This is a genomic window from Streptomyces sp. NPDC048392, assembly GCF_043200575.1.
In the GTDB taxonomy this organism is placed as follows: domain Bacteria; phylum Actinomycetota; class Actinomycetes; order Streptomycetales; family Streptomycetaceae; genus Streptomyces.
Genome location: NZ_JBICYB010000002.1, coordinates 246,377 through 267,813, shown reverse-complemented (window position 1 = coordinate 267,813; position 21,437 = coordinate 246,377). Strand labels below are relative to the sequence as shown.

At 69.1% G+C, this 21,437-nt stretch carries 16 protein-coding genes and 2 pseudogenes; 8 read left to right on the top strand and 10 right to left on the bottom strand.

What is annotated here, in order from left to right; genetic code table 11:
- The first annotated feature begins 420 nt into the window (after positions 1–420).
- Together ACGFYH_RS05100 and ACGFYH_RS05095 are read left to right on the top strand one after the other, a co-directional pair.
- Positions 421–924: a hypothetical protein gene (locus ACGFYH_RS05100; protein WP_393801751.1), complete on the top strand. Its 504-nt coding sequence runs from the start codon at positions 421–423 to the stop codon at positions 922–924.
- A gap of 157 nt (positions 925–1,081) precedes the next feature.
- Positions 1,082–4,150 (top strand): N-6 DNA methylase, encoded by a 3,069-nt coding sequence (locus ACGFYH_RS05095; RefSeq protein WP_393801750.1) that lies wholly within the window; start codon positions 1,082–1,084, stop codon positions 4,148–4,150.
- A gap of 23 nt (positions 4,151–4,173) precedes the next feature.
- Here ACGFYH_RS05095 and ACGFYH_RS05090 read toward each other — a convergent pair whose 3' ends face one another.
- Both ACGFYH_RS05090 and ACGFYH_RS05085 read right to left on the bottom strand, forming a co-directional pair.
- On the bottom strand, positions 4,174–4,383 hold the full coding sequence (locus ACGFYH_RS05090; protein WP_393801749.1) for a DUF397 domain-containing protein: 210 nt from the start codon (positions 4,381–4,383) through the stop codon (positions 4,174–4,176).
- Entirely contained in the window at positions 4,380–5,255 is an 876-nt protein-coding gene (locus ACGFYH_RS05085) for a helix-turn-helix domain-containing protein (RefSeq protein ID WP_393801748.1), read from the bottom strand. Before ACGFYH_RS05085 ends, ACGFYH_RS05090 begins: the two co-directional genes overlap by 4 nt.
- A gap of 158 nt (positions 5,256–5,413) precedes the next feature.
- Here ACGFYH_RS05085 and ACGFYH_RS05080 point away from each other — a divergent pair, with 158 nt between their 5' ends.
- On the top strand, positions 5,414–5,845 hold the full coding sequence (locus ACGFYH_RS05080; RefSeq protein ID WP_393801747.1) for an ATP-binding protein: 432 nt from the start codon (positions 5,414–5,416) through the stop codon (positions 5,843–5,845).
- Positions 5,846–6,091: 246 nt separating this feature from the next.
- Entirely contained in the window at positions 6,092–6,292 is a 201-nt protein-coding gene (locus ACGFYH_RS05075; protein WP_393801746.1) for a hypothetical protein, read from the top strand.
- 263 nt (positions 6,293–6,555) lie between these two features.
- Here ACGFYH_RS05075 and ACGFYH_RS05070 read toward each other — a convergent pair whose 3' ends face one another.
- Positions 6,556–6,948, bottom strand: coding sequence for a VOC family protein (locus ACGFYH_RS05070; protein WP_393801745.1), 393 nt, complete (start codon positions 6,946–6,948; stop codon positions 6,556–6,558).
- A gap of 73 nt (positions 6,949–7,021) precedes the next feature.
- On the opposite strand from ACGFYH_RS05070, the gene ACGFYH_RS05065 reads away from it, so the two are divergent.
- From ACGFYH_RS05065 to ACGFYH_RS05055, 3 genes and pseudogenes are all read left to right on the top strand, one after another.
- A complete protein-coding gene (locus ACGFYH_RS05065) occupies positions 7,022–8,002 on the top strand; it encodes a helix-turn-helix transcriptional regulator (RefSeq protein WP_393801744.1) in 981 nt (326 codons plus the stop codon).
- 88 nt (positions 8,003–8,090) lie between these two features.
- A pseudogene (locus ACGFYH_RS05060) lies at positions 8,091–8,714 on the top strand (LysR family transcriptional regulator); the annotation flags it as partial.
- Positions 8,707–9,612 (top strand): annotated as a pseudogene (locus ACGFYH_RS05055) (carbohydrate-binding protein); the annotation flags it as partial. The pseudogenes ACGFYH_RS05060 and ACGFYH_RS05055, both read left to right, overlap by 8 nt.
- A gap of 487 nt (positions 9,613–10,099) precedes the next feature.
- Here ACGFYH_RS05055 and tuf read toward each other — a convergent pair.
- The 5 genes from tuf to ACGFYH_RS05030 all read right to left on the bottom strand — a co-directional run bounded on the left by tuf (position 10,100) and on the right by ACGFYH_RS05030 (position 15,789).
- On the bottom strand, positions 10,100–11,293 hold the full coding sequence (tuf, locus tag ACGFYH_RS05050) for an elongation factor Tu (protein WP_393801743.1): 1,194 nt from the start codon (positions 11,291–11,293) through the stop codon (positions 10,100–10,102).
- A 171-nt stretch (positions 11,294–11,464) separates the two neighbouring features.
- On the bottom strand, positions 11,465–13,591 hold the full coding sequence (fusA, locus tag ACGFYH_RS05045; RefSeq protein ID WP_393801742.1) for an elongation factor G: 2,127 nt from the start codon (positions 13,589–13,591) through the stop codon (positions 11,465–11,467).
- Positions 13,592–13,630: 39 nt separating this feature from the next.
- The gene (gene rpsG, locus ACGFYH_RS05040; RefSeq protein WP_003974303.1) at positions 13,631–14,101 is read right to left on the bottom strand and encodes a 30S ribosomal protein S7; all 471 of its coding nucleotides are present in this window, start codon (positions 14,099–14,101) and stop codon (positions 13,631–13,633) included.
- Positions 14,102–14,103: 2 nt separating this feature from the next.
- Positions 14,104–14,475, bottom strand: coding sequence for a 30S ribosomal protein S12 (gene rpsL, locus ACGFYH_RS05035; RefSeq protein WP_003948652.1), 372 nt, complete (start codon positions 14,473–14,475; stop codon positions 14,104–14,106).
- 288 nt (positions 14,476–14,763) lie between these two features.
- Positions 14,764–15,789: a glycosyltransferase family 2 protein gene (locus ACGFYH_RS05030; RefSeq protein ID WP_393801741.1), complete on the bottom strand. Its 1,026-nt coding sequence runs from the start codon at positions 15,787–15,789 to the stop codon at positions 14,764–14,766.
- Between the two features lie 102 nt (positions 15,790–15,891).
- Between ACGFYH_RS05030 and ACGFYH_RS05025 the strand changes: the two genes are divergently transcribed.
- Positions 15,892–17,184 (top strand): hypothetical protein, encoded by a 1,293-nt coding sequence (locus ACGFYH_RS05025; RefSeq protein WP_393801740.1) that lies wholly within the window; start codon positions 15,892–15,894, stop codon positions 17,182–17,184.
- Here ACGFYH_RS05025 and ACGFYH_RS05020 read toward each other — a convergent pair.
- Both ACGFYH_RS05020 and ACGFYH_RS05015 read right to left on the bottom strand, forming a co-directional pair.
- On the bottom strand, positions 17,159–17,434 hold the full coding sequence (locus ACGFYH_RS05020) for a hypothetical protein (protein WP_393801739.1): 276 nt from the start codon (positions 17,432–17,434) through the stop codon (positions 17,159–17,161). The genes ACGFYH_RS05025 and ACGFYH_RS05020 overlap by 26 nt on opposite strands.
- 75 nt (positions 17,435–17,509) lie before the next feature.
- Entirely contained in the window at positions 17,510–21,409 is a 3,900-nt protein-coding gene (locus ACGFYH_RS05015; protein WP_393801738.1) for a DNA-directed RNA polymerase subunit beta', read from the bottom strand.
- Positions 21,410–21,437 lie beyond the last annotated feature (28 nt).

Genomic DNA, 21,437 nt, shown 5'->3' with positions numbered 1-21,437 from the left:
GGTACTTCTGCTGCTGGGCCACTGGATTGAGCTCGCCGGATGGTCCGCCCTGGCCGTGCACGGGGGCCCCTGGTGCTGTGCGGTCGCCGCGCTCGCGGGGGCGGTGAAGTTCCGCCATCTCCAGGAGGTCAGCCACTTCGCCGTACACGGCGTGCTGGCACGCGGCGGTCGGCTGAACACGCTGCTCGCCGAGGTGACCGTGCACATCCCGCTCGGTTTCGTCCCCGTCGCCGTGCGCCGCCGTCGGCACGTACGCGAGCACCATCCGAACGCCACGGTCGCCGGAGCCGACCCCAACCTCGCCGAGCTGGATCGCGCGGGGTTGCGTGCGGGGGCCACGACGACGCGGTGTGTGCTCGGCATGGTCCGTCCGCTGACACCGGCCGGTCTGTACGACACCGTGCGCGGCCTGTTTGTGCCGTGGCGGGAGCCGGGCGGCTGCGGGCGGCCGGTCCGGTGGTGGCCGCGCTCGCGGCGGCCACCGTCTTCGGCTGGGAAGCCGCCGTGTTCGTCTTCGCGTTGCCCCGGTTGCTGCTGTATCCGCAGCTTGCCTGGATGTCCCTGCTCGTCGAGCACCGCTGGTTCGACCCGGAACCGGTCACCGGGCCGCCGGCCGCCGTCGAGGCCGGCCGCTGCCTCCGGCTGTACCCGCACAACACCGTGCTCGCCCTGCTGGCACGCGGCACCTGGCTGCCCTACGGCGACCTCTACCACTTCGCGCACTCCGCCCACCCCGCCGTGCGCTGGAACTACCTCCCCGCGCTGGAGCGCTCGCTGGGCGGCCCCGCCTACCGGCCCCGCGCACTCCTGCTGGGCGAGTCCGCGGTGCTCCGACGCCACCGCCGGGCCCTGGCGCCGCCCCTCGGGGTCGCCACCGGTCCGACGTCTCCCGCGCGACTCCGAGGCGAGCCCCGGCGCACATGACCGGGCCCCCGGCACCTGCGTCCGCCTGCGTCTGCCCCGCGTCACCAGGACGCCCGGCGTGACGGCGTTGTCGGTGCCCTGCGGCACAATGGCCGCAGTTTCTCGCTACCACCGCGCGTCGCCGTCCCGCGCTCGCGGTCTCGTCAAGGGGGAGTGGATGACCACAGCGCCGCAGACCAGCCTGGAGAAGCTGGTGGCACGGCTCGTCGACCGCAAGCCCATGCGTTCGGAGGCGACCCTCCAGGCGGATGTCCGGCAGTTGCTGCTCGAAGGCGGCCTCAACCTCGACGAGAACGACCTGAGCGTCGACCTGGAGACGCAGGTCGGCGACGGCCGCCGCATCGACGTGGAGATCGGTTTCACCGCCATAGAGTGCAAGCGGGACCTGCGCAGCACGAAGATCCTCAAGGACGCCGAGAAGCAGCTCGAAGGGTACGTCCGCACCCGCGCCGAGCAGGTCGGCCAGCGTTACGTCGGCATCCTCACCGACGGCGCCGACTGGCGGGCGTACGCGCTCTCCGGCTCGGCGTTCGTCCAGGCGGGCCACTTCGAGGCCAAGCCGCGCACCACGCCGCTGGAGCTGCTGGTCTGGCTCGAAGGCGTCCTCGCCACCGCCGAGGGCATCAAGCCGACCCCCGACGTGATCAGGGGCCGGCTGGGCGCGGGCAGCGTCTCCCACGGCATCGACTACACCACCCTGTCCGCGCTCTACAGGGAGCACAAGGACCTGCCCACGGTTCAGCTCAAGCGGGAGCTGTGGGCCCGTCTGCTGCGCAGTGCGCTGGGCGCCCAGTTCGACGACAGCGACGAGTTGTTCATCGAGCACACCCTCCTGGTCAACACCGCGGGGATCATCGCACACTCGGTGCTCGGCTACGACGTCCGTCAGATTCCCCCGGCCACGCTCATCCTGGGCCAGCTGTTCGAGCAGGCGGGGATCCACGGTGTCGTCGAGTCCGACTTCTTCGGCTGGGTGATCGAGGTCGAGGGCGGCGAGGAGTTCGTCCGCACCACCGCCCGCCGCCTGTCCCGTTACGACTGGGCGAGCGTCGAACACGACGTGCTCAAGGTGCTCTACGAGTCGGTGATCGCGCCCGAGACACGCAAGAAGCAGGGCGAGTACTACACGCCCGACTGGCTCGCCGAGAAGATGGTCTCCGACGTCCTGACCGACCCGCTGGACCAGCGTGCCCTGGACCCGTCCTGCGGCTCCGGTACGTTCCTGTTCCACGCGGTACGCCGTTATCTGGCGGCCGCCGAGGCCGCAGGCCGTCCCATGGCGGAGGCTCTCGACGGGGTGAGCGACCACGTCGCCGGCATCGACCTCCACCCGGTCGCCGTCGCGCTGGCCCGCGTCACCTACCTGCTGGCCATCGGCCGCGAGCGTCTGACCTCCGACGAACGCGGCTCGATAAGGGTGCCCGTCTACCTCGGCGACAGTGTCCAGTGGCAGCAGCGGACCGACCTCATCGACCACGGCTACCTGGTGATCCGTACGGAGACCGGCGGGCTGCTCAACTACCAGAACGAGCTCCGGTTCTCCGAACACCTTCTTGAGGACGCCGGAGCTTTCGACCGGCTCGTCAACGAGCTTGCCGACCGGGCCGCCGCGCCCAGCCGCAAGAAGGGGACCAGGCCGTCCCTGACCAGTATGTTCAACGTCCTCGCCCTCCACGATCCGGACGATCAGGACGAGATCACCGCGGCGTTCCGGATCCTGTGCGAGCTGGTCGACGAGGAACGCAACCACATCTGGTCGTACTACGTGCGCAACCTCGCCCGGCCCATGTGGCTCTCCATGGCGGACAACCGCGTGGACGTGCTGATCGGCAACCCGCCCTGGCTGTCCTACCGGCACATGCCGAAGGACATGCAGAAGCGGTTCAAGGAGATGTGCCAGTCACGCGAGCTGTGGCGGGGCGACGAGGTCGCGACCCACCAGGATCTGTCCGGACTCTTCATCGCCAGGGCGGTGCAGCAGTACCTCGCGGACGACGGCGTCTTCGCGTTCGTGGTACCCAACCCGGTCCTCGACCGGCCGTACTGGTCCGGCTTCCGCGCGGGCGACTACCCGGACCCCAACGAGCCCGTACGCGTCGAGTTCACCGGCTCCTGGGACCTGCGCCGCCTGCGCCCGCACTTCTTCCCCCGCGGCAGCGCGGTGGTCTTCGGTCGCCGGAAGGCGGCGGGGGTGGGCGCGGCGGCTCAGGGCAACGACCCGGTGCCTCTGCCCAAGGCCACGGAGCGGTGGACCGGGAAGATCTCGACCGCGGCTCACGACTGGGCCCATGTCCAGGGGTGGGTCACGCGCGAACCGGCCGAGCTGAAGTACGTGGGCGAGGATCTGATCTCGTCGCCGTATCGTTCACGGTTCTGGCAGGGCGCGACCGTCGTGCCGCGCGTCCTGTTCTTCGTGGAGCAGCAGGAAGCCGGGCCGCTGGGCCTCGGAAGCGGACGGGTCCGGGTGCGGTCGGCTCGCAGCAGCGCGGAGAAGAAGCCCTGGAGGGACCTGCCCGACCAGGAGGGCGTGGTCGAGAAGCAGTTCGTCCGTCCGGTCCTGCTCGGAGAGAGTGTGCTGCCGTACCGGCTCGTCCCTCCGCGTAAGGCGGTCCTGCCCGTCGAGGGCAGCAACACGCTGATGGACGGCGGACACGACCACATCGACCGGTATCCGGACCTGGCGAAGTGGTGGCGCAACGCCGAGGAGTTGTGGCTGGAGCATAGGAGCAGTGAGCGGTTGACGCTGCTCGACCAGCTTGAGTTCCGGCGGAAGCTCTCCATGCAGCTTCCGGGGACGCCGTTGCGGGTGGTATACGGCAAGGCCGGAATGCACGTGTCGGCCGCTCTCGTGAGCGATCCAACCGCCGTCATCGACCACACCCTGTACTGGGGCACGGTGACGACTCGTGATGAGGGCATGTATCTCTGTGCCGTTCTCAACGCTCCCGCGCTGACAGAGATCGTCCGTCCTCTCATGTCCTACGGCAAGGATGAGCGGCATATCGACAAGGCTGTATGGCAGCTCCCCATCCCGGACTTCGCCCCGGCGAATCCCGGCCACCAACGGCTCGCTGCACTCGGTGCCGCTGAAGCGGCACGCATCGCGGCTCTGGAACTCGACGAGACCAAAAACTTCGTCAAGCTGCGTCAGGTGGTCCGCTCCGTCATCGCGACCTCCCCGGACGCCGAGGAGCTGGACGAGCTGGTCCGCCTGCTGCTGGAGTAGGCGGAGCGGACCAGGTCGCGCGATCAGGCCTCGGGCACGTACGGGACGAAGGCCGCCCACGTGTCCGGGGTGAAGGTGATGCAGGGGCCTTCTGTGCTCTTGGAGTCGCGGACGTGGACAGTGCTGGGGGTTACGGCAAGCTCAACGCAGGAGTTGCCGTCGTTTCCGCCGCTGTAGCTGCTCTTGAACCACGCCAGCTCGGAGGCGTCTCCGGCAGTGGTCTTGCGGATCATGTTTCTCCCAGCAGTTGCTCGATGAAGGCCAGCGACTCCCGCGGCGAGAGCGCCTGAGCCCGGATGGTGCCATACCGCAGCTCAAGGATGCGCAGGTGTTTGAGTTCGGCGGTAGGACGCCCGGTGAACGCGCCGTCGGAGCGACCCACCGCCGTACCGTCCGGGAACTTCAACAGCTCGATTCGGCCGTCCAGGCCGGAATGCGTGTCGCTGTCCATCGGCATCACCTGAAGCACGACGTTGTGCAATCGCCCCACCTCCAGCAGGCGTTCAAGCTGCTGTCGCCAGACCATTGTGCCCCCGATGGGACGACGGAGTACCCCCTCTTCCATGACGAAGCTGAGCGCCGGAACAGGTGAGCGCTCGAAGACCGACTGCCGGGCCAGACGAGCTGCCACCATGCGTTCCACGTCGTCCGGCGAGTACGGCGGCTGTGCTGCCGCGATCACAGCACGTGCGTGCTCCCGCGTCTGCAACAGCCCGGGGACGATGTGGCACTCGTACAGGCCGATCTCGACCGCCTGCCCCTCCAGCTTCCCCAGCTGCCGCACCTTCTTCGGGTACCGGACCTTCTTCACGTCCTCCCAGGCCGCCGAGAGCAGCCCGCCCGCGTCCAGCACCTCGTCCGCCCTGTCCAGGTACTCCTGCCGCGGAATCCGCTTGCCGCCCTCGACCTTGTAGACGAGGTCCTCCCCGTACCCGACCGCCACTCCGAAGTCACCGGCCCGCATCCCCGCCGCCTCGCGCCGGAGCTTCAACTGCCGCCCCACCGTGGTGATGACCGCGACGCCCCACTCGTCGTCCGGATCGACCTCCCACCCCGGCTCGTCCTCCTCGCCCCTGAGCCGACCCGCCTCCGCCTCGACCGTCATCCCGCGCCCCTTCGTCGTACTCGCCGTATCGCTCCCAGCGCCCTACCCGCACACACCGCCCCGACAGCACCGACAGCACCGGACAACCACCGGACAGTGACCGTGTGTACCCGCTGGGTCACTTCTCACGGTACGCACATCCCGCCACGCTGAGTGACGTGAACCAGAATTCCGCCGAACTCACGACGTCCGTCCGCAACTTCAGCGTGCAGCTCTCTCCCACGCCGCGCGGCGCCCGTCTGGCCCGTCTGCTCGCGACCGAGCAGCTCCGCTCCTGGGGCCTGCCCCAGGACCCCGCACGTCACCTCGTCGCAGAGCTGGCCAACAACGCGGCAGACCACGGACGCGTACCCGGCCGCGACTTCCAGCTCACCCTCTACGTGGTCGGCGAAACCCTCCGCATCGAAGTCACCGACACCCGCGGCCAGGAGCTTCCCCGCCCCCGAACGCCCGCCCCCGACGCCGAATCCGGTCGCGGCCTGCTGCTCATCGAGGCGCTGGCGGACCGCTGGGGAGTAGTCGAGGGCCGCTTCCCGCGCAAGACCGTCTGGGCGGAACTGAGCTTTGCGCCACCGCAACCCACGTTCTGAGGTTTCGGTGCCGTCGGTGCCTTACCAATAGCAAGAACTCGGGGAGAAGAACCCCACCAAGCCCCACCCCTCCCGCCCGAGGCACGTCGTCACTCGGGCGGGTGAACATCACCGGCTCAGCTGGATTTTCGGGCCCCCAACTCCCGCATGCCACTTGAACAGGAGAAACCTATGTCGATGTTCGCGCCCCGATACCCCAGCGGCCCCGGGCGACTAACCTGGCCAGTGCACTCCCGGGAGGACTTCATGAGCACACAGGCCGACCATGGACGTGAGCTGGTTCCCCGGCCGGAGCAGACGCCCGAGGCCCTGCGTTCCGCGCTCGCCGTCGTGGCCCCCGGGCGCCTGCCCGAGATGCAGCGCACGAAGGACGAGGCATTCGCCCAAAAGGCTTTGCGAGAGCTCAGCGCCGTCCTGGACGAGGCCATGCAGACGGTACGCACTTGAGCTGGGCCTGGGAGTACGCCTTCGCTGCCGAGGAGGCGTCCCGCGATGCTCCGCCCTCCTTCGTCGCTGAGGTGTAACACGGAGTCGCAGAGGTGGTCAGGGCCGCAGAAGCCTTGTACCTGCACGGTCGGGGCCACGAAGGACACGATCCCGGGGGAGGAGATGTCATCGTGCCCAGTGGCATGTTCACGTACCAAATCATCGTGCGCAGCGAACGCGTGTACATCATCCAGCTCGTCTGCCTGGACTCGTGAGCCCGCGGCTCACGCCACCGTAGACACGCAGAACGGATGCCCCGCCGGGTCCAGCAGCACGCGCCAGCGGTCCGGTGACGGCTGGAAGTCGGGCTTCGTGGCGCCCAGGGCGATCAGGCGGGCCTCCCCCGCGTCGAGGTCGTCGACGCCGATGTCGATGTGGGCCTGCTTCTCCTGGGTGGTGCCCGGCCAGGTGGGCGGGCGGTAGTCGGGCAGGCGGCAGAAGCCGAGGCCGGCCGCGCCGTCCTTGCCGCCGAGGAGGTAGAAGTCGTCGGTGCTGAAGGCGACGGGGAGGCCGAGTGCCTCGCCGTAGAAGCGGGCCGTCTCCGCGGGGTCGGCGCAGTCGAAGGTGACGGCCGAGTAGCGGAAGACGGGTGCTGGGGTGTTCTCCGGTGTCGTCATGGGGAGACCGTAGGACGTGACCAGGACAGGTCCGGTCCTGGTCGTGGGCCGGGTGCGTGGCAGACTCCCGATCGTGCTCAGTACATCCGCCCGGCTGCTGCGTCTGGTCTCCCTGCTCGCCGTCCGTCCCGCCTGGACCTGCGGTGAGCTGGCCGAGCGGATGGAGGTCACGGAGCGGACGGTGCGGCGGGACGTCGCCCGGCTGCGCGAGCTGGGGTACGCCGTCGACTCCGATCCGGGGCCCTGGGACGGGTACCGGCTGCGGCCGGGCACGCGCACGCCGCCGTTGATCCTGGACGACGAGGAGGCCCTCGCCGTGGCCGTAGGGCTGCGGGAGGCCGCGCTGAGCGGGGCACTCGGCGGGGACCAGGCCGCGCTGTCGGCGTTGCTGAAGCTGCGGCAGGTGCTGCCCCGGCGGGTCGGAGAGCGGCTCGGGGACATGGACGCCGCGTTCGTGCAGACGCCGAGGGCCGGGGAGCCGCAGGTCGCGGCGGGGATGCTGCTGGAGCTGGCGACCGGGTGCCGGCGGGGCGAGCGGGCGCGGATGGCGTACCGGGACTGGGAGGGGCGGGCCAGTGTGCGGGACGTGGATCCGTACCGGCTCGTACACACGGGGCGCCGTTGGTACTTCGTGGCGCGGGACGTCGAGCGGGGCGAGTGGCGGACCTTCCGGGCCGACCGCGTCGAGCGGCTGCGGCCGACCGGGCGGGCCGTCGAGTTCACCGATCCGCCGCCCGATCCGGCGCTCCTCGTGTCCCGCGCGAGCGCGACCGGACCGTACGCGCTGCTGGCCACCGTCCGCCTGCCGGTGCCCATGGAGCAGGCCCTGCGGCTGATTCCCGCCACGGTCGGGCTGCACCGGGCCGACGGACCGGATGCCACCGTCGTCGAGGTGGGCGGGCCGAACGCGGAGGGGCTGGCCGGGTATCTGCTGGGGCTCGGCACGCCGCTGCGCGTACTGGCGCCGGACTCCGTGCGGGAGGCGCTGCTGCGCCGGACGCGGGAGCTGCTCGCCGAGAACCTGGACGGGGCGGCGGAGCCGGAGCGGACCTGAGCCCCGCCGGGAGACGGTACTTGAACTTTCCTCCATAGGTCCGTACCAACCCCTTGCCCCCGTTCTCCCCGCGTCGCAAGCTCCCCTCATGGAGCTGGAGTTGCGGCATCTCAAGACGGTCCGGGCCATCGCCGACGCCGGCAGTCTCACCAGGGCGGCGACGGCTCTCGGGCTCGCCCAGCCCGCGCTGAGCGCACAGCTCAAGCGGATCGAACGGGCCCTGGGAGGCGCCCTGTTCGTCCGGGGACGGCACGGCGTGCGGGCCACCGCGCTGGGCGAACTGGTGCTGGAACGAAGCCGGATCGTGCTGCCCGCGGTGACCGAGTTGCAGCAGGAGGCGGCCCGCTTCGCCCGGGCGCCGCACACGACGGAGCGGCTGCGGATCGGCGGCACCCACGGGCCCTTGCTGGGCGCCCTCCTCGACCGGCTCGCCGGTGTGGCGCCAGACGCCCGGATGACGACCTGCACCTCCTGGTCCGAGCGGGAGCTGGCCGGTCAACTCGCCGAGGGACGCCTGGACTTCGCGCTCGCCGGGACCTGTGGCACCGCGTCGCCGCCCGAAGGCGAGGGGCTGGTGTGGCGGGAGGTCGCCGTGGACCCGGTGTTCGTCATGATGCCCGCAGGCCACCCGCTCGCCGACCGCGCCGAGGTGGACCTGACCGGGCTGGTGGCCGAGGAGTGGGCCTGCGTACCCGGCGACGGCTGCTTCGGCCTGGTACGTCGACGCGCGCACCAACACCGTCGTCGTCGAGGCGATACGCCCGGCCGCGGCGCGATCGCTGCTGGCGGCGGCCGGTGTCGACCGTTCCCTCGCCCGTGTCGGGTCCCGCACCGAACGGCCCCGCACCTTCTACGACCTGCGCGGCGGCGAGGCGTACTACATCAACAACAGCAGCCGCTGCTCGATCGGCTTCCCGATCACCAAGGGCGCCCAGCAGGGCTTCGCCACCGCGGGCCACTGCGGCCGGGCGGGTTCAAGCACCACGGGCTCCAACCAGGTGGCCCAGGGCACCTTCCAGGGCTCGGTCTTCCCCGGCCGCGACATGGCCTGGGTGGCCACCAACTCCAGCTGGACGGCGACCCCCTACGTCAACGGGGCCGGCGGGCAGAACGTCCAGGTCACCGGTTCCACGGCGGCTCCGGTCGGCGCGTCCGTGTGCCGCTCCGGCTCGACGACCGGCTGGCACTGCGGCACCATCACGCAGCTGAACACCAGCGTCACCTACCAGGAAGGCACCATCTCCCCGGTCACCAGGACCACGGTGTGCGCCGAGCCCGGCGACTCCGGCGGCTCCTACATCTCCGGCAGCCAGGCACAGGGGGTCACCTCGGGCGGCTCCGGCGACTGCCGGTCCGGCGGCGAGACCTTCTTCCAGCCGATCAACGCCCTGCTCCAGAACTACGGGCTCACCCTCAAGACGACCGGCGGGGACGACGGCGGTGGTGACGACGGCGGCGAGGAGCCCGGCGGCACGTGGGCGGCCGGCACCGTCTACCAGGCGGGCGACACCGTGACGTACGGCGGCGCCACCTACCGCTGTCTGCAGGGCCACCAGGCCCAGCCGGGCTGGCAGCCGCCGAACGTGCCCGCGTTGTGGCAGCGGCTGTGACGCCGCGCTGATCCCCACAGGGGACGACGGGGGCCGGGTCCGGGCGCGTGGGGGGAGCGCCCGGACCCGGCACGTCGTGGCGCGGGGCCCGAGGCGTCATCAGGGGGTCAGGTGCGGGTGGCCGTGCCGCACCCCGTCCCCGGCGCCGCCGCGATCCCTCGCTGCGGTCGTACGGGTCGGCGGCGGGTCCCGTGGGCCGCGTCCGGTCCTCGGGGAAGACGGGGTGCAGACAGCCGTCGTACGTCTCGCACGCGCTGTTGGGTGAGGGCGGCTCCTCGGGCGAGCGGCCTCCTCGGGACTGTCGATCACCGGCAGGCTGTCCGGCCCCAGGACGCGAGGACGCACCGCGAACGAGTGACACCGCACCGAAGGCGGTTGACGCCCCTCGCGTCCGCCCCGTGCGAAAGGGCCCGTACGACCGAAGTCGTACGGGCCCTTTCAGGCATCAGCCCATGTCGGGTCAGGTCGACCGACAAGCAAGCGGAGCTTACTTGTTGATCTTGGTGACCTGGCCGGCGCCCACGGTCCGGCCACCCTCGCGGATGGCGAACTTCAGGCCCTCTTCCATGGCGACGGGCTGGATGAGCTCCACCTTCATCTCGGTGTTGTCACCCGGCATGACCATCTCGGTGCCCTCGGGGAGGGTCACGACGCCGGTCACGTCCGTCGTACGGAAGTAGAACTGCGGACGGTAGTTGTTGAAGAAGGGGGTGTGACGGCCACCCTCGTCCTTCGACAGGATGTAGGCCTGGGCCTCGAACTCGGTGTGCGGGGTGACCGAGCCCGGCTTGATGATGACCTGGCCGCGCTCGACGTCCTCGCGCTTGATGCCGCGGAGCAGCAGACCGACGTTCTCACCGGCCTGGCCCTCGTCGAGCAGCTTGCGGAACATCTCGATGCCGGTGACCGTGGTGGTGGTCTTCTCGGTCTTGATGCCGATGATGTCGACGGTCTCGTTGACCTTGAGGATGCCGCGCTCGATACGACCGGTGACGACGGTGCCACGACCGGTGATCGTGAAGACGTCCTCGATCGGCATCAGGAACGGCTTGTCGACGTCGCGCTCGGGCTCCGGGATGGACTCGTCCACGGCCTTCATGAGCTCGAGGACCGAGTTGCCCCACTCCTTGTCGCCCTCGAGGGCCTTCAGAGCCGAGACCTTGACGACCGGAAGCTCGTCGCCCGGGAACTCGTACTCGGAGAGGAGCTCGCGCACCTCGAGCTCGACGAGCTCCAGGATCTCCTCGTCGTCCACCATGTCGGCCTTGTTCAGCGCGACGACGATGTACGGAACGCCGACCTGGCGGGCCAGGAGCACGTGCTCCTTGGTCTGCGGCATCGGGCCGTCGGTGGCCGCGACCACGAGGATGGCGCCGTCCATCTGCGCCGCACCCGTGATCATGTTCTTGATGTAGTCCGCGTGACCGGGGCAGTCGACGTGGGCGTAGTGACGGGTCTCCGTCTGGTACTCGACGTGCGCGATGGAGATGGTGATACCGCGCTGGCGCTCCTCGGGAGCCTTGTCGATCTGGTCGAAGGCCGAGGCCTCGTTCAGCTCGGGGTACGCGTCATGCAGCACCTTGGTAATGGCGGCCGTGAGGGTCGTCTTACCGTGGTCGATGTGACCGATGGTGCCGATGTTGACGTGCGGCTTAGTCCGCTCGAACTTCGCCTTCGCCACTGGGGTCCTCCTGTGGAGTGGTTCTGTACGCCTTACTCATCGGCGCCAGGTGATCTTTGCTGGAAAGCCCGGGGTGCCGGGGGCATTCCGCCGGGTTCGCGGCGGAATGCCCCTTGCAGGCTCCGGGGTCAAGCCTAAAGCGTGTGAACGGGGTCCGTTGAACGGAGTCCGCTACTCGCCCTTGGCCTTCGCGATGATCTCCTCGGCGACGTTCCGGGGAACCTCGGCGTAGGAGTCGAACTGCATCGAGTAGCTTGCGCGACCCGACGTCTTGCTGCGGAGGTCTCCGACGTAGCCGAACATCTCCGACAGGGGCACGAGGCCCTTGACGACGCGGGCACCCGCACGCTCCTCCATGGCCTGGATCTGGCCACGGCGGGAGTTGATGTCGCCGATGACCTCACCCATGTAGTCCTCGGGCGTGGTGACCTCGACGGCCATCATCGGCTCCAGGAGCACGGGCGAAGCCTTGCGCGCGGCCTCCTTGAAGGCCTGCGAACCGGCGATCTTGAAGGCGAGCTCGGAGGAGTCGACCTCGTGGTAGCCGCCGTCGATGAGCGTGACGCGGACGCCCGTCATCTCGTAGCCGGCCAGGATGCCGAACTGCATGGCCTCCTGCGCACCGGCGTCGACCGAAGGGATGTACTCCTTCGGGATGCGGCCACCGGTCACCTTGTTCACGAACTCGTACGAGGCGTCGCCGCCCTCGATCGGCTCGATCGCGATCTGCACCTTGGCGAACTGACCGGTACCACCGGTCTGCTTCTTGTGGGTGTAGTCCACGCGCTCGACGGTCTTGCGGATCGTCTCACGGTACGCGACCTGCGGCTTGCCGACGTTGGCCTCGACCTTGAACTCGCGCTTCATCCGGTCGACCAGCACCTCGAGGTGAAGCTCGCCCATACCGCCGATGACGGTCTGGCCGGTCTCCTCGTTGGTGTGCACCTGGAAGGAGGGGTCCTCCTCCGCGAGACGCTGGATGGCGACACCCAGCTTCTCCTGGTCGCCCTTGGACTTGGGCTCGATCGCGACCTCGATGACCGGCGCCGGGAAGTCCATGGACTCCAGGATCACCGGGTTCTTGTCGTCGGCCAGCGTCTCACCGGTGGTGGTCTGCTTCAGGCCCATGACGGCGACGATGTCGCCGGCGCCCACCGACTCGATCTCCTCACGCTTGTTGGCGTGCATGCGGTAGATCTTGCCGATGCGCTCCTTCTTGCCCTTGACGGAGTTCAGCACCGCGGTGCCGGACACCAGGCGGCCCGAGTAGACCCGGACGAAGGTGAGCTTGCCGAGGTGCGGGTCGCTCATGATCTTGAAGGCGAGCGCGGCGAGCGGCTCCTCCTCCGACGGCTTGCGCTTGACGACGACCTCGGGGTCCTTGACGTCGTGGCCCTCGATGGCCTCGACGTCGAGCGGGGTCGGCAGGTAGCGCACGACCGCGTCGAGCAGGGGCTGGACGCCCTTGTTCTTGAACGCGGTGCCGCAGAACACCGGGGTGACCGTGGTGTCCTCGGACTTGCCGGAGGCGATGGTGATGCGACGGATCGCGGCGTACAGCTGCTCCTCGGTGGGCTCCTGGCCCTCAAGGAACAGCTCCATGATCTCTTCGTCGTTCTCCGCGACGGCCTCGACCAGCTTGCCGCGCCACTCCTCGGCGGCCTCGGTGTGCGTGGCCGGGATGTCGACGGTGTCGTACATCTCGCCCTTGGCGGCCTCGGCGGACCACACGAGCGCCTTCATGCGGACCAGGTCCACGACGCCCTTGAAGTCGGCCTCGGCGCCGATCGGGAGCTGCATGACGAGCGGCTGGGCGCCCAGGCGGTCCGAGATCATCTCCACGCAGCGGTGGAACTCGGCGCCGGTACGGTCCAGCTTGTTCACGAAGCAGATGCGGGGCACGCCGTAACGGTCGGCCTGACGCCACACCGTCTCGGACTGCGGCTCGACACCGGCGACACCGTCGAACACGGTCACGGCACCGTCGAGCACACGCAGGGAACGCTCCACCTCGACGGTGAAGTCGACGTGCCCCGGGGTGTCGATGATGTTGATCGTGTAGTCGTTGTCCTCGAGCGGCCAGTGACAGGTGGTCGCAGCAGACGTGATCGTGATGCCACGCTCCTGCTCCTGCTCCATCCAGTCCATGGTGGCGGCGCCGTCGTGGACCTCACCGATCTTGTACGAAACGCCGGTGTAGAACAGGATCCGCTCGGTGGTGGTCGTCTTGCCCGCGTCGATGTGGGCCATGATCCCGATGTTGCGGACCTTGGCCAGGTCAAGTGAAGTGGTAGCCATAAGGCTTCAGTCTTCTCTCGGTCTCGATGTGGGTAGCGACTACCAGCGGTAGTGCGCGAAGGCCTTGTTGGACTCGGCCATCTTGTGCGTGTCCTCGCGCTTCTTCACAGCGGCACCCAGGCCGTTGGAGGCGTCGAGGAGCTCGTTGAGCAGACGCTCGGTCATGGTCTTCTCGCGACGGGCGCGGGAGTAACCGACGAGCCAGCGCAGCGCGAGGGTGTTGGCGCGACCGGGCTTGACCTCGATCGGCACCTGGTACGTCGCACCACCGACACGGCGGGACTTGACCTCGAGGGTCGGCTTGATGTTCTCGAGAGCGCGCTTGAGCGTGATGACCGGGTCGTTGCCGGTCTTCTCGCGCAGGCCCTCCATGGCGCCGTAGACGATGCGCTCGGCGGTGGAGCGCTTGCCGTTCAGCAGCACCTTGTTGATCAGGGAGGTCACCAGAGGAGAACCGTAGACCGGGTCGATGATGACCGGGCGCTTCGGGGCGGGGCCCTTACGAGGCATTCTTACTTCTCCTTCTTGGCGCCGTAGCGGCTGCGGGCCTGCTTGCGGTTCTTCACACCCTGGGTGTCAAGCGAACCGCGGATGATCTTGTAGCGAACACCCGGCAGGTCCTTCACACGGCCGCCGCGCACGAGCACGATGGAGTGCTCCTGCAGGTTGTGCCCCTCACCCGGAATGTAAGCAGTGACCTCGATCCCGCTGGTCAGACGCACACGCGCGACCTTACGCAGGGCCGAGTTCGGCTTCTTCGGGGTGGTCGTGAACACACGCGTGCAGACGCCACGGCGCTGAGGGGAACCCTCGAGTGCGGGCGTCTTGTTCTTCTCGACCTTGTCCTGCCGGCCCTTCCGGACCAGCTGCTGGATCGTAGGCACTACTTCTCCGGTTTCTGTGTGCCGAATGGTGAAGCTAACCTGGAACATCGCCGACCCACGCGGTCGGGTGTGTCGAAGCCGCGAACTCCCGCCGCGAGACGGGAGGAGACGCGAGTTGCGGTGGCCACTCACGGCCCCGGTGCGGTCGTAGGCACGCACGAGGGCCAGGGCACACCCCAGGCACAAGGTCTGAGCGTACCTACCGCATTCGCTGCGGTCAAAACAAATGGGCGACACCGCCGTCCGCACCCGTTTTATCCCGCCCTGTCCCGATCAGCAGAAGGCGTCTCAGGCCCGCGGCACCGGGACGCGCGGCTCCTCAGGGCCGGCGGCGCCCGTCCCGCTGCCGGGCGCGGTCGCCGCCGTGTCGTGGCGGACGAAGTAGGTGGGGCGGTTCTGCACGGCCGTGTAGATGCGGCCGACGTATTCGCCGAGCAGGCCGACGCAGATCAGCTGCACGCCGCCGATGAAGACGATGCCGGTGAAGAGTGAGGTCCAGCCGGGGACCGTACGGCCCAGGGCGAAGGCGGTCAGCGTGTAGACCAGCAGCCCCACGCAGACCACGAAGGCACCGGCGCCCAGCCAGGTGGCGATGCGCAGCGGTGCCGCGGAGAATCCGGTGACGCTGTCGACCGCCAGGCGGATCATGCGACCCAGCGGATACTTGGTGCGGCCCGCCGTGCGCGGCGCGCGCTCGTACGCCACCTGCCCGCTCGGGAAGCCCAGCCACGGCACCAGCAGGCGGTACACCCGCTGCTGGTCGGGCAGGGCCTTCAGGGCGTCCACGGCGGCCCGGCTGAGCAGCCGGAAGTCCCCCGCCTGCGCGGTGACCGAGGGCCCCGCCAGGCGCCGCATCAGCCGGTAGTACACGCCCGCCGACCACCGCTTGAACCCGGAGTCGCTGCTGCGGTCGGCGCGCACGCCGTAGACGATGTCGAGGCCCTCCGCGCGGGCCAGGGCCAGCATGTCGGGGATCTTCTCCGGCGGGTCCTGGAGGTCGGCGTCCAGGCTCACCACGTACGCGCCGCGCGACCGGTCGAGCCCCGCCGTGAGGGCCGCCTGATGGCCGGAGTTGCGCCGCAGCGCGACCACGCGCAGTTCCGGCCAGCCGAGCCGGAAGGCGGCGAGCAGCTCCGCCGTACGGTCGTCGCTGCCGTCGTCCACCGCGACGACCTCGTGCGGGACGCCCAGCTCCGTCAGGACCGGGCGCAGCCTGCTGACCAGCGCGGGCAGGACCTCCTCCTCGTTGAACATCGGAACGACGACCGACAGTACGACCGGTTCCCGCTGCTCCGCGTCCCTCTCCTCGGGCACCCGCGCCTCCCCTCCCCCTGACCTTGAGCACAGATGTGCGACTCTTGTGCGATCTTATGGCAGCAATGGACGGTTGAGGGTGGCCCGAGGGGGATGACAGCCATGGACACGGCTGCCGACGACACGATGACCGACGGGCCGGCCGGCGCGGCGGAGGAGGGGCCCGCCGACCGCCGCGCGCGCTCCTGGAGGACCTGGCCCCGGGCCCTGCCGTCCGGCGCCCGGCCCTACCTGGCCCCCCTGCTCCTCTACGGCGTCGCCAAGCTCGTCGGCCTCGGCGTCTTCGCCTCCCTGCTGACCTACGCCGGGGACTTCCGGGGGAAGAACCCGCGCTTCGGCGGCGGCGCCCACTGGTGGGACGTGCTGGCCACCTGGGACGGCTGGTGGTACCTCCAGGTCGCCGAGCACGGCTACCAGCCCGCGCTGGTACGGCTCGACTCGGACGGCCTGTTCACGGTCCAGCAGAACTCGGTCGCGTTCTTCCCGCTCTACCCGGCCCTGATCCGCATGGTCTCGGAGTCCACCGGCCTCGGCCTGTACGGCTCCGGCATCCTGGTCTCCGTCCTGTCGTCGTTCGTCGCCGCGGCCGGTGTCTACGCCGTGATCTCGCTGGCCGCGGGAGCGCGGGCGGGGACCATCGCGGCCGGCCTGTGGGCGGTCGCCCCCGGCGCCGGCGTCGAGTGGGCCGTCTACTCCGAGTCCCTGTTCGTCGCCATCGCCGCCTGGGCCTGCTACGCCGTGATGACCCGGCGCTGGGTGGCGGCCGGCCTGCTCGCGTTCACCGCCGGCCTGAACCGCCCCACGTCCGCCGTCCTCATCGGCGCCGTGGGACTCGCCGCGCTGGTGACCCTGGCCCGCCCCGCATCCCGGCGCGAGCACGGCGTACGCGGCCCGGTGTACGCCATGCTCGTCGCGCCGCTCGGCCTGCTCTCCTACATCGCCTGGGTCGGTTACAGCACCGGCGAGGCCACGGCGTACTTCACGCTCCAGCGCGAGGGCTGGGCACACTTCTTCGACTACGGCGCCTACACCTGGGACGTGCTGCGCAACCTCGCGGTGGGCCGCGGCGACTACCACTTCGCCTTCTCCACCCCGGACCTGCTCTCCCTCCAGCTGGTCCTGGCGCTGCCCTTCCTGATCGCGCTGATGCTGCGCAAGAGGCCCCCGCTGGTCCTCGTCGCCTACACCCTGGCGACGATCGTGACGGTCCTGGGCACCCAGCAGATGTTCGGCAACACCATGCGCTACCTGCTCCCCGCCTTCCCCCTCCTCCTCGCCCCGGCCGCGGCCCTGAGCCGCCTGAGGCTCCCGGGCCTGGCGGTCTTCTTCACCACGGCCGCGATCGCCTCCGGCTGGTACGCCCACTACGTCATCTTCGAACTGGGCGTGCCGTAACGGGCCGGTGGTCGGACCGGAGCAGGACCGCCGGGGCAGCCGGGCGCCGGGCGCCGGGCGCTCCCGCGACCGCCGCGGCGGTCCTGCTGCGGGAGTCGTCGGCGAGGAACACGGCGGGCCACAGGGACGTGGCGAAGCCGCTCGCCCCGCCCCGGATCAGCAGGTGCGCAACGAGTACGACGGCTCCGGTGACGAGCAGGTGGTCCGGCGCGGTCTCGTGGTCAGGCGCGTTCCCCCAGGTGCGCCGCACCCCGGCACCCGGGAGGCGGCACGCCGAAGGGCGGCCACCCACCCGGGGTGACCGCCCTTCGTTCAACCTGCCCGCTTACTGGTTGTACGGACCGTAGTCGTAGTCCTCCAGCGGAACGGCCTGGCCGGAGCCGGTGCCGAACGGCGAGTAGTCGATGTCGTCGTAACCGACGGCCGAGTACATCGCGGCCTTGGCCTCCTCGGTCGGCTCGACCCGGATGTTGCGGTAGCGGGACAGGCCCGTACCGGCCGGGATGAGCTTACCGATGATGACGTTCTCCTTGAGGCCGATGAGGCTGTCGGACTTGGCGTTGATCGCCGCGTCCGTCAGCACTCGGGTCGTCTCCTGGAAGGAGGCGGCCGACAGCCAGGACTCCGTCGCCAGCGAGGCCTTGGTGATACCCATCAGCTGCGGACGACCGGAGGCCGGGTGACCGCCCTCCTGGACCACACGACGGTTCTCGGTCTCGAACTTCGTGCGCTCGACCAGCTCGCCGGGCAGCAGCTCCGCGTCGCCGGACTCGATGATCGTCACACGGCGCAGCATCTGCCGGATGATGATCTCGATGTGCTTGTCGTGGATCGACACGCCCTGCGAGTTGTAGACCTTCTGGACCTCGCCGACCAGGTGGACCTGGACGGCACGCTGACCCAGGATGCGCAGCACGTCGTGCGGGTTGGTGGCACCCACGGTGAGCTTCTGGCCCACCTCGACGTGGTCGCCCTCGCCGACCAGGAGACGCGCACGCTTCGAGATCGGGAACGCCGTCTCCTCGCTGCCGTCGTCCGGGGTGACGACGAGCTTCTTCGTCTTCTCGGTCTCCTCGATCCGGACGCGGCCGGAGGCCTCGGAGATCGGGGCGACACCCTTCGGGGTACGGGCCTCGAAGAGCTCGACGACACGCGGCAGACCCTGGGTGATGTCGTCACCGGCCACACCACCGGTGTGGAAGGTACGCATCGTCAGCTGGGTACCGGGCTCACCGATGGACTGGGCGGCGATGATGCCGACCGCCTCACCGATGTCGACCAGCTTGCCGGTGGCCAGCGAGCGGCCGTAGCACATGGCGCAGGTGCCGACCTGGGACTCACAGGTCAGGATCGAGCGGGTCTTGACCTCCTCGACGCCGTGGGCGACCAGGGCGTCGATCAGGACGTCACCGAGGTCGACGTTGGCCGGCGCGATCACCTTGCCGTCGATGACGACGTCCTCGGCGAGCATGCGGGCGTACACGCTGGTCTCGACGTCCTCCGCCTTGCGCAGCGTCCCGTCCGCGTCACGCGTGGCGATCGGCAGCTTGAGACCGCGCTCGGTGCCGCAGTCCTCCTCGCGAATGATGACGTCCTGGGAGACGTCGACCAGACGACGCGTGAGGTAACCCGAGTCGGCGGTCCGCAGAGCGGTGTCCGCCAGACCCTTACGGGCACCGTGCGTGGAGATGAAGTACTCCAGCACGGACAGGCCCTCACGGAAGGAGGCCTTGATCGGACGCGGGATCGTCTCGTTCTTGGCGTTCGACACCAGACCACGCATACCCGCGATCTGACGCATCTGCATCATGTTTCCGCGAGCACCCGAGTTCACCATCATGGAGACCGGGTTGGTCTTCGGGAAGTTCGCGTTCATCGCCTCGGCGACCTCGTTGGTCGCCTTGGTCCAGATCGCGATGAGCTCCTGTGTGCGCTCTTCCTTGGTGATCAGACCGCGCTCGTACTGCTTCTGGACCTTCTCGTCCTGCGCCTCGTAACCCTTGACGATCTCCTTCTTCGCGTCGGGAACGACGATGTCGGAGATGGCGACGGTGACACCGGAACGGGTGGCCCAGAAGAAGCCGGCCGCCTTCAGGTTGTCGAGCGTCGCCGCCACGATGACCTTCGGGTAGCGCTCGGCGAGGTCGTTGACGATCTCGGAGAGCTGCTTCTTGCCGACCTCGTAGTCGACGAACGGGTAGTCCTCGGGCAGCAGCTCGTTGAAGAGCGCACGGCCCAGCGTGGTCTTCAGGGTGAAGGTGTCACCCTGCTGCCACTCCGGCTCACCCTCCTCGCGGGCCGGGGGTTCCCAGCCGCGGGGCGGGATGGTGCCCACCGGGAAGCGGATGTCGACCTTCGCCTGAAGCGTCAGGTCTCCGGCGTCGAACGCCATGATCGCCTCGGCGGCGGAGCCGAAGGCACGGCCCTCGCCCTTGGGGCCACGCCCCTCGGAGTCGGTGGTGAGGAAGAACAGACCGAGGACCATGTCCTGGGTCGGCATCGTCACCGGACGGCCGTCGGCCGGCTTGAGGATGTTGTTCGAGGACAGCATCAGGATGCGGGCCTCGGCCTGCGCCTCCGCGGACAGCGGCAGGTGCACGGCCATCTGGTCGCCGTCGAAGTCCGCGTTGAACGCGGTGCAGACGAGCGGGTGGATCTGGATGGCCTTGCCCTCGACCAGCTGCGGCTCGAAGGCCTGGATGCCGAGGCGGTGCAGGGTGGGAGCACGGTTCAGCAGAACCGGGTGCTCCGCGATGACCTCTTCGAGCACGTCGTACACGACCGTGCGGCCGCGCTCGACCATGCGCTTGGCGCTCTTGATGTTCTGCGCGTGGTTGAGGTCGACCAGGCGCTTCATCACGAACGGCTTGAAGAGCTCCAGCGCCATGGCCTTGGGCAGACCGCACTGGTGCAGCTTCAGCTGCGGGCCGACGACGATGACGGAACGCGCCGAGTAGTCGACTCGCTTGCCGAGCAGGTTCTGACGGAAGCGGCCCTGCTTGCCCTTGAGCATGTCGGACAGCGACTTCAGCGGACGGTTGCCGGGGCCCGTCACCGGGCGGCCGCGGCGGCCGTTGTCGAAGAGCGCGTCGACGGCCTCCTGGAGCATGCGCTTCTCGTTGTTCACGATGATCTCGGGCGCGCCGAGGTCGAGAAGCCGCTTCAGGCGGTTGTTGCGGTTGATCACGCGGCGGTACAGGTCGTTCAGGTCGGAGGTCGCGAAGCGGCCACCGTCCAGCTGCACCATCGGACGCAGGTCCGGCGGGATGACCGGCACGCAGTCCAGCACCATGCCCTTGGGGCTGTTGCTGGTCTGCAAAAACGCGGAGACGACCTTCAGGCGCTTGAGCGCGCGGGTCTTCTTCTGGCCCTTGCCGGTGCGGATGATCTCGCGGAGGCGCTCGGCCTCCTCGTTGAGGTCGAAGGACTCAAGGCGCTTCTGCAGCGCCGCGGCACCCATCGAACCGTCGAAGTAGGTGCCGAAGCGGTCGCGCAGCTCGCGGTAGAGCAGCTCGTCGCCCTCCAGGTCCTGGACCTTGAGGTTCTTGAACCGGCTCCACACCTCGTCGAGGCGGTCGATCTCGCGCTGCGCGCGGTCGCGCAGCTGCTTCATCTCACGCTCGGCACCCTCGCGCACCTTGCGGCGCACGTCCGCCTTGGCGCCCTCGGCCTCCAGCTCGGCCAGGTCGGTCTCGAGCTTCTTGGCGCGGGCCTCCAGGTCGGAGTCGCGGCGCTGCTCGATCTGCTGGCGCTCGACGGAGACGTGGGCCTCCAGCGAGGGCAGGTCGCGGGTGCGGCGGTCCTCGTCCACGAACGTGATCATGTACGCGGCGAAGTAGATGACCTTCTCGAGGTCCTTCGGCGCCAGGTCCAGCAGGTAGCCCAGGCGCGACGGGACGCCCTTGAAGTACCAGATGTGGGTGACGGGAGCGGCCAGCTCGATGTGGCCCATCCGCTCACGGCGCACCTTGGCGCGAGTGACCTCGACGCCGCAGCGCTCACAGATGATGCCCTTGAAGCGGACACGCTTGTACTTGCCGCAGTAGCACTCCCAGTCCCGGGTCGGACCGAAGATCTTCTCGCAGAAGAGTCCGTCCTTTTCGGGCTTGAGCGTGCGGTAGTTGATCGTCTCGGGCTTCTTGACCTCGCCGTGGCTCCACTGACGGATGTCGTCAGCGGTGGCCAGACCGATCCGGAGCTCGTCGAAGAAGTTGACGTCGAGCACTATGCGTCAATCCCTCTCAGGGTTGTAA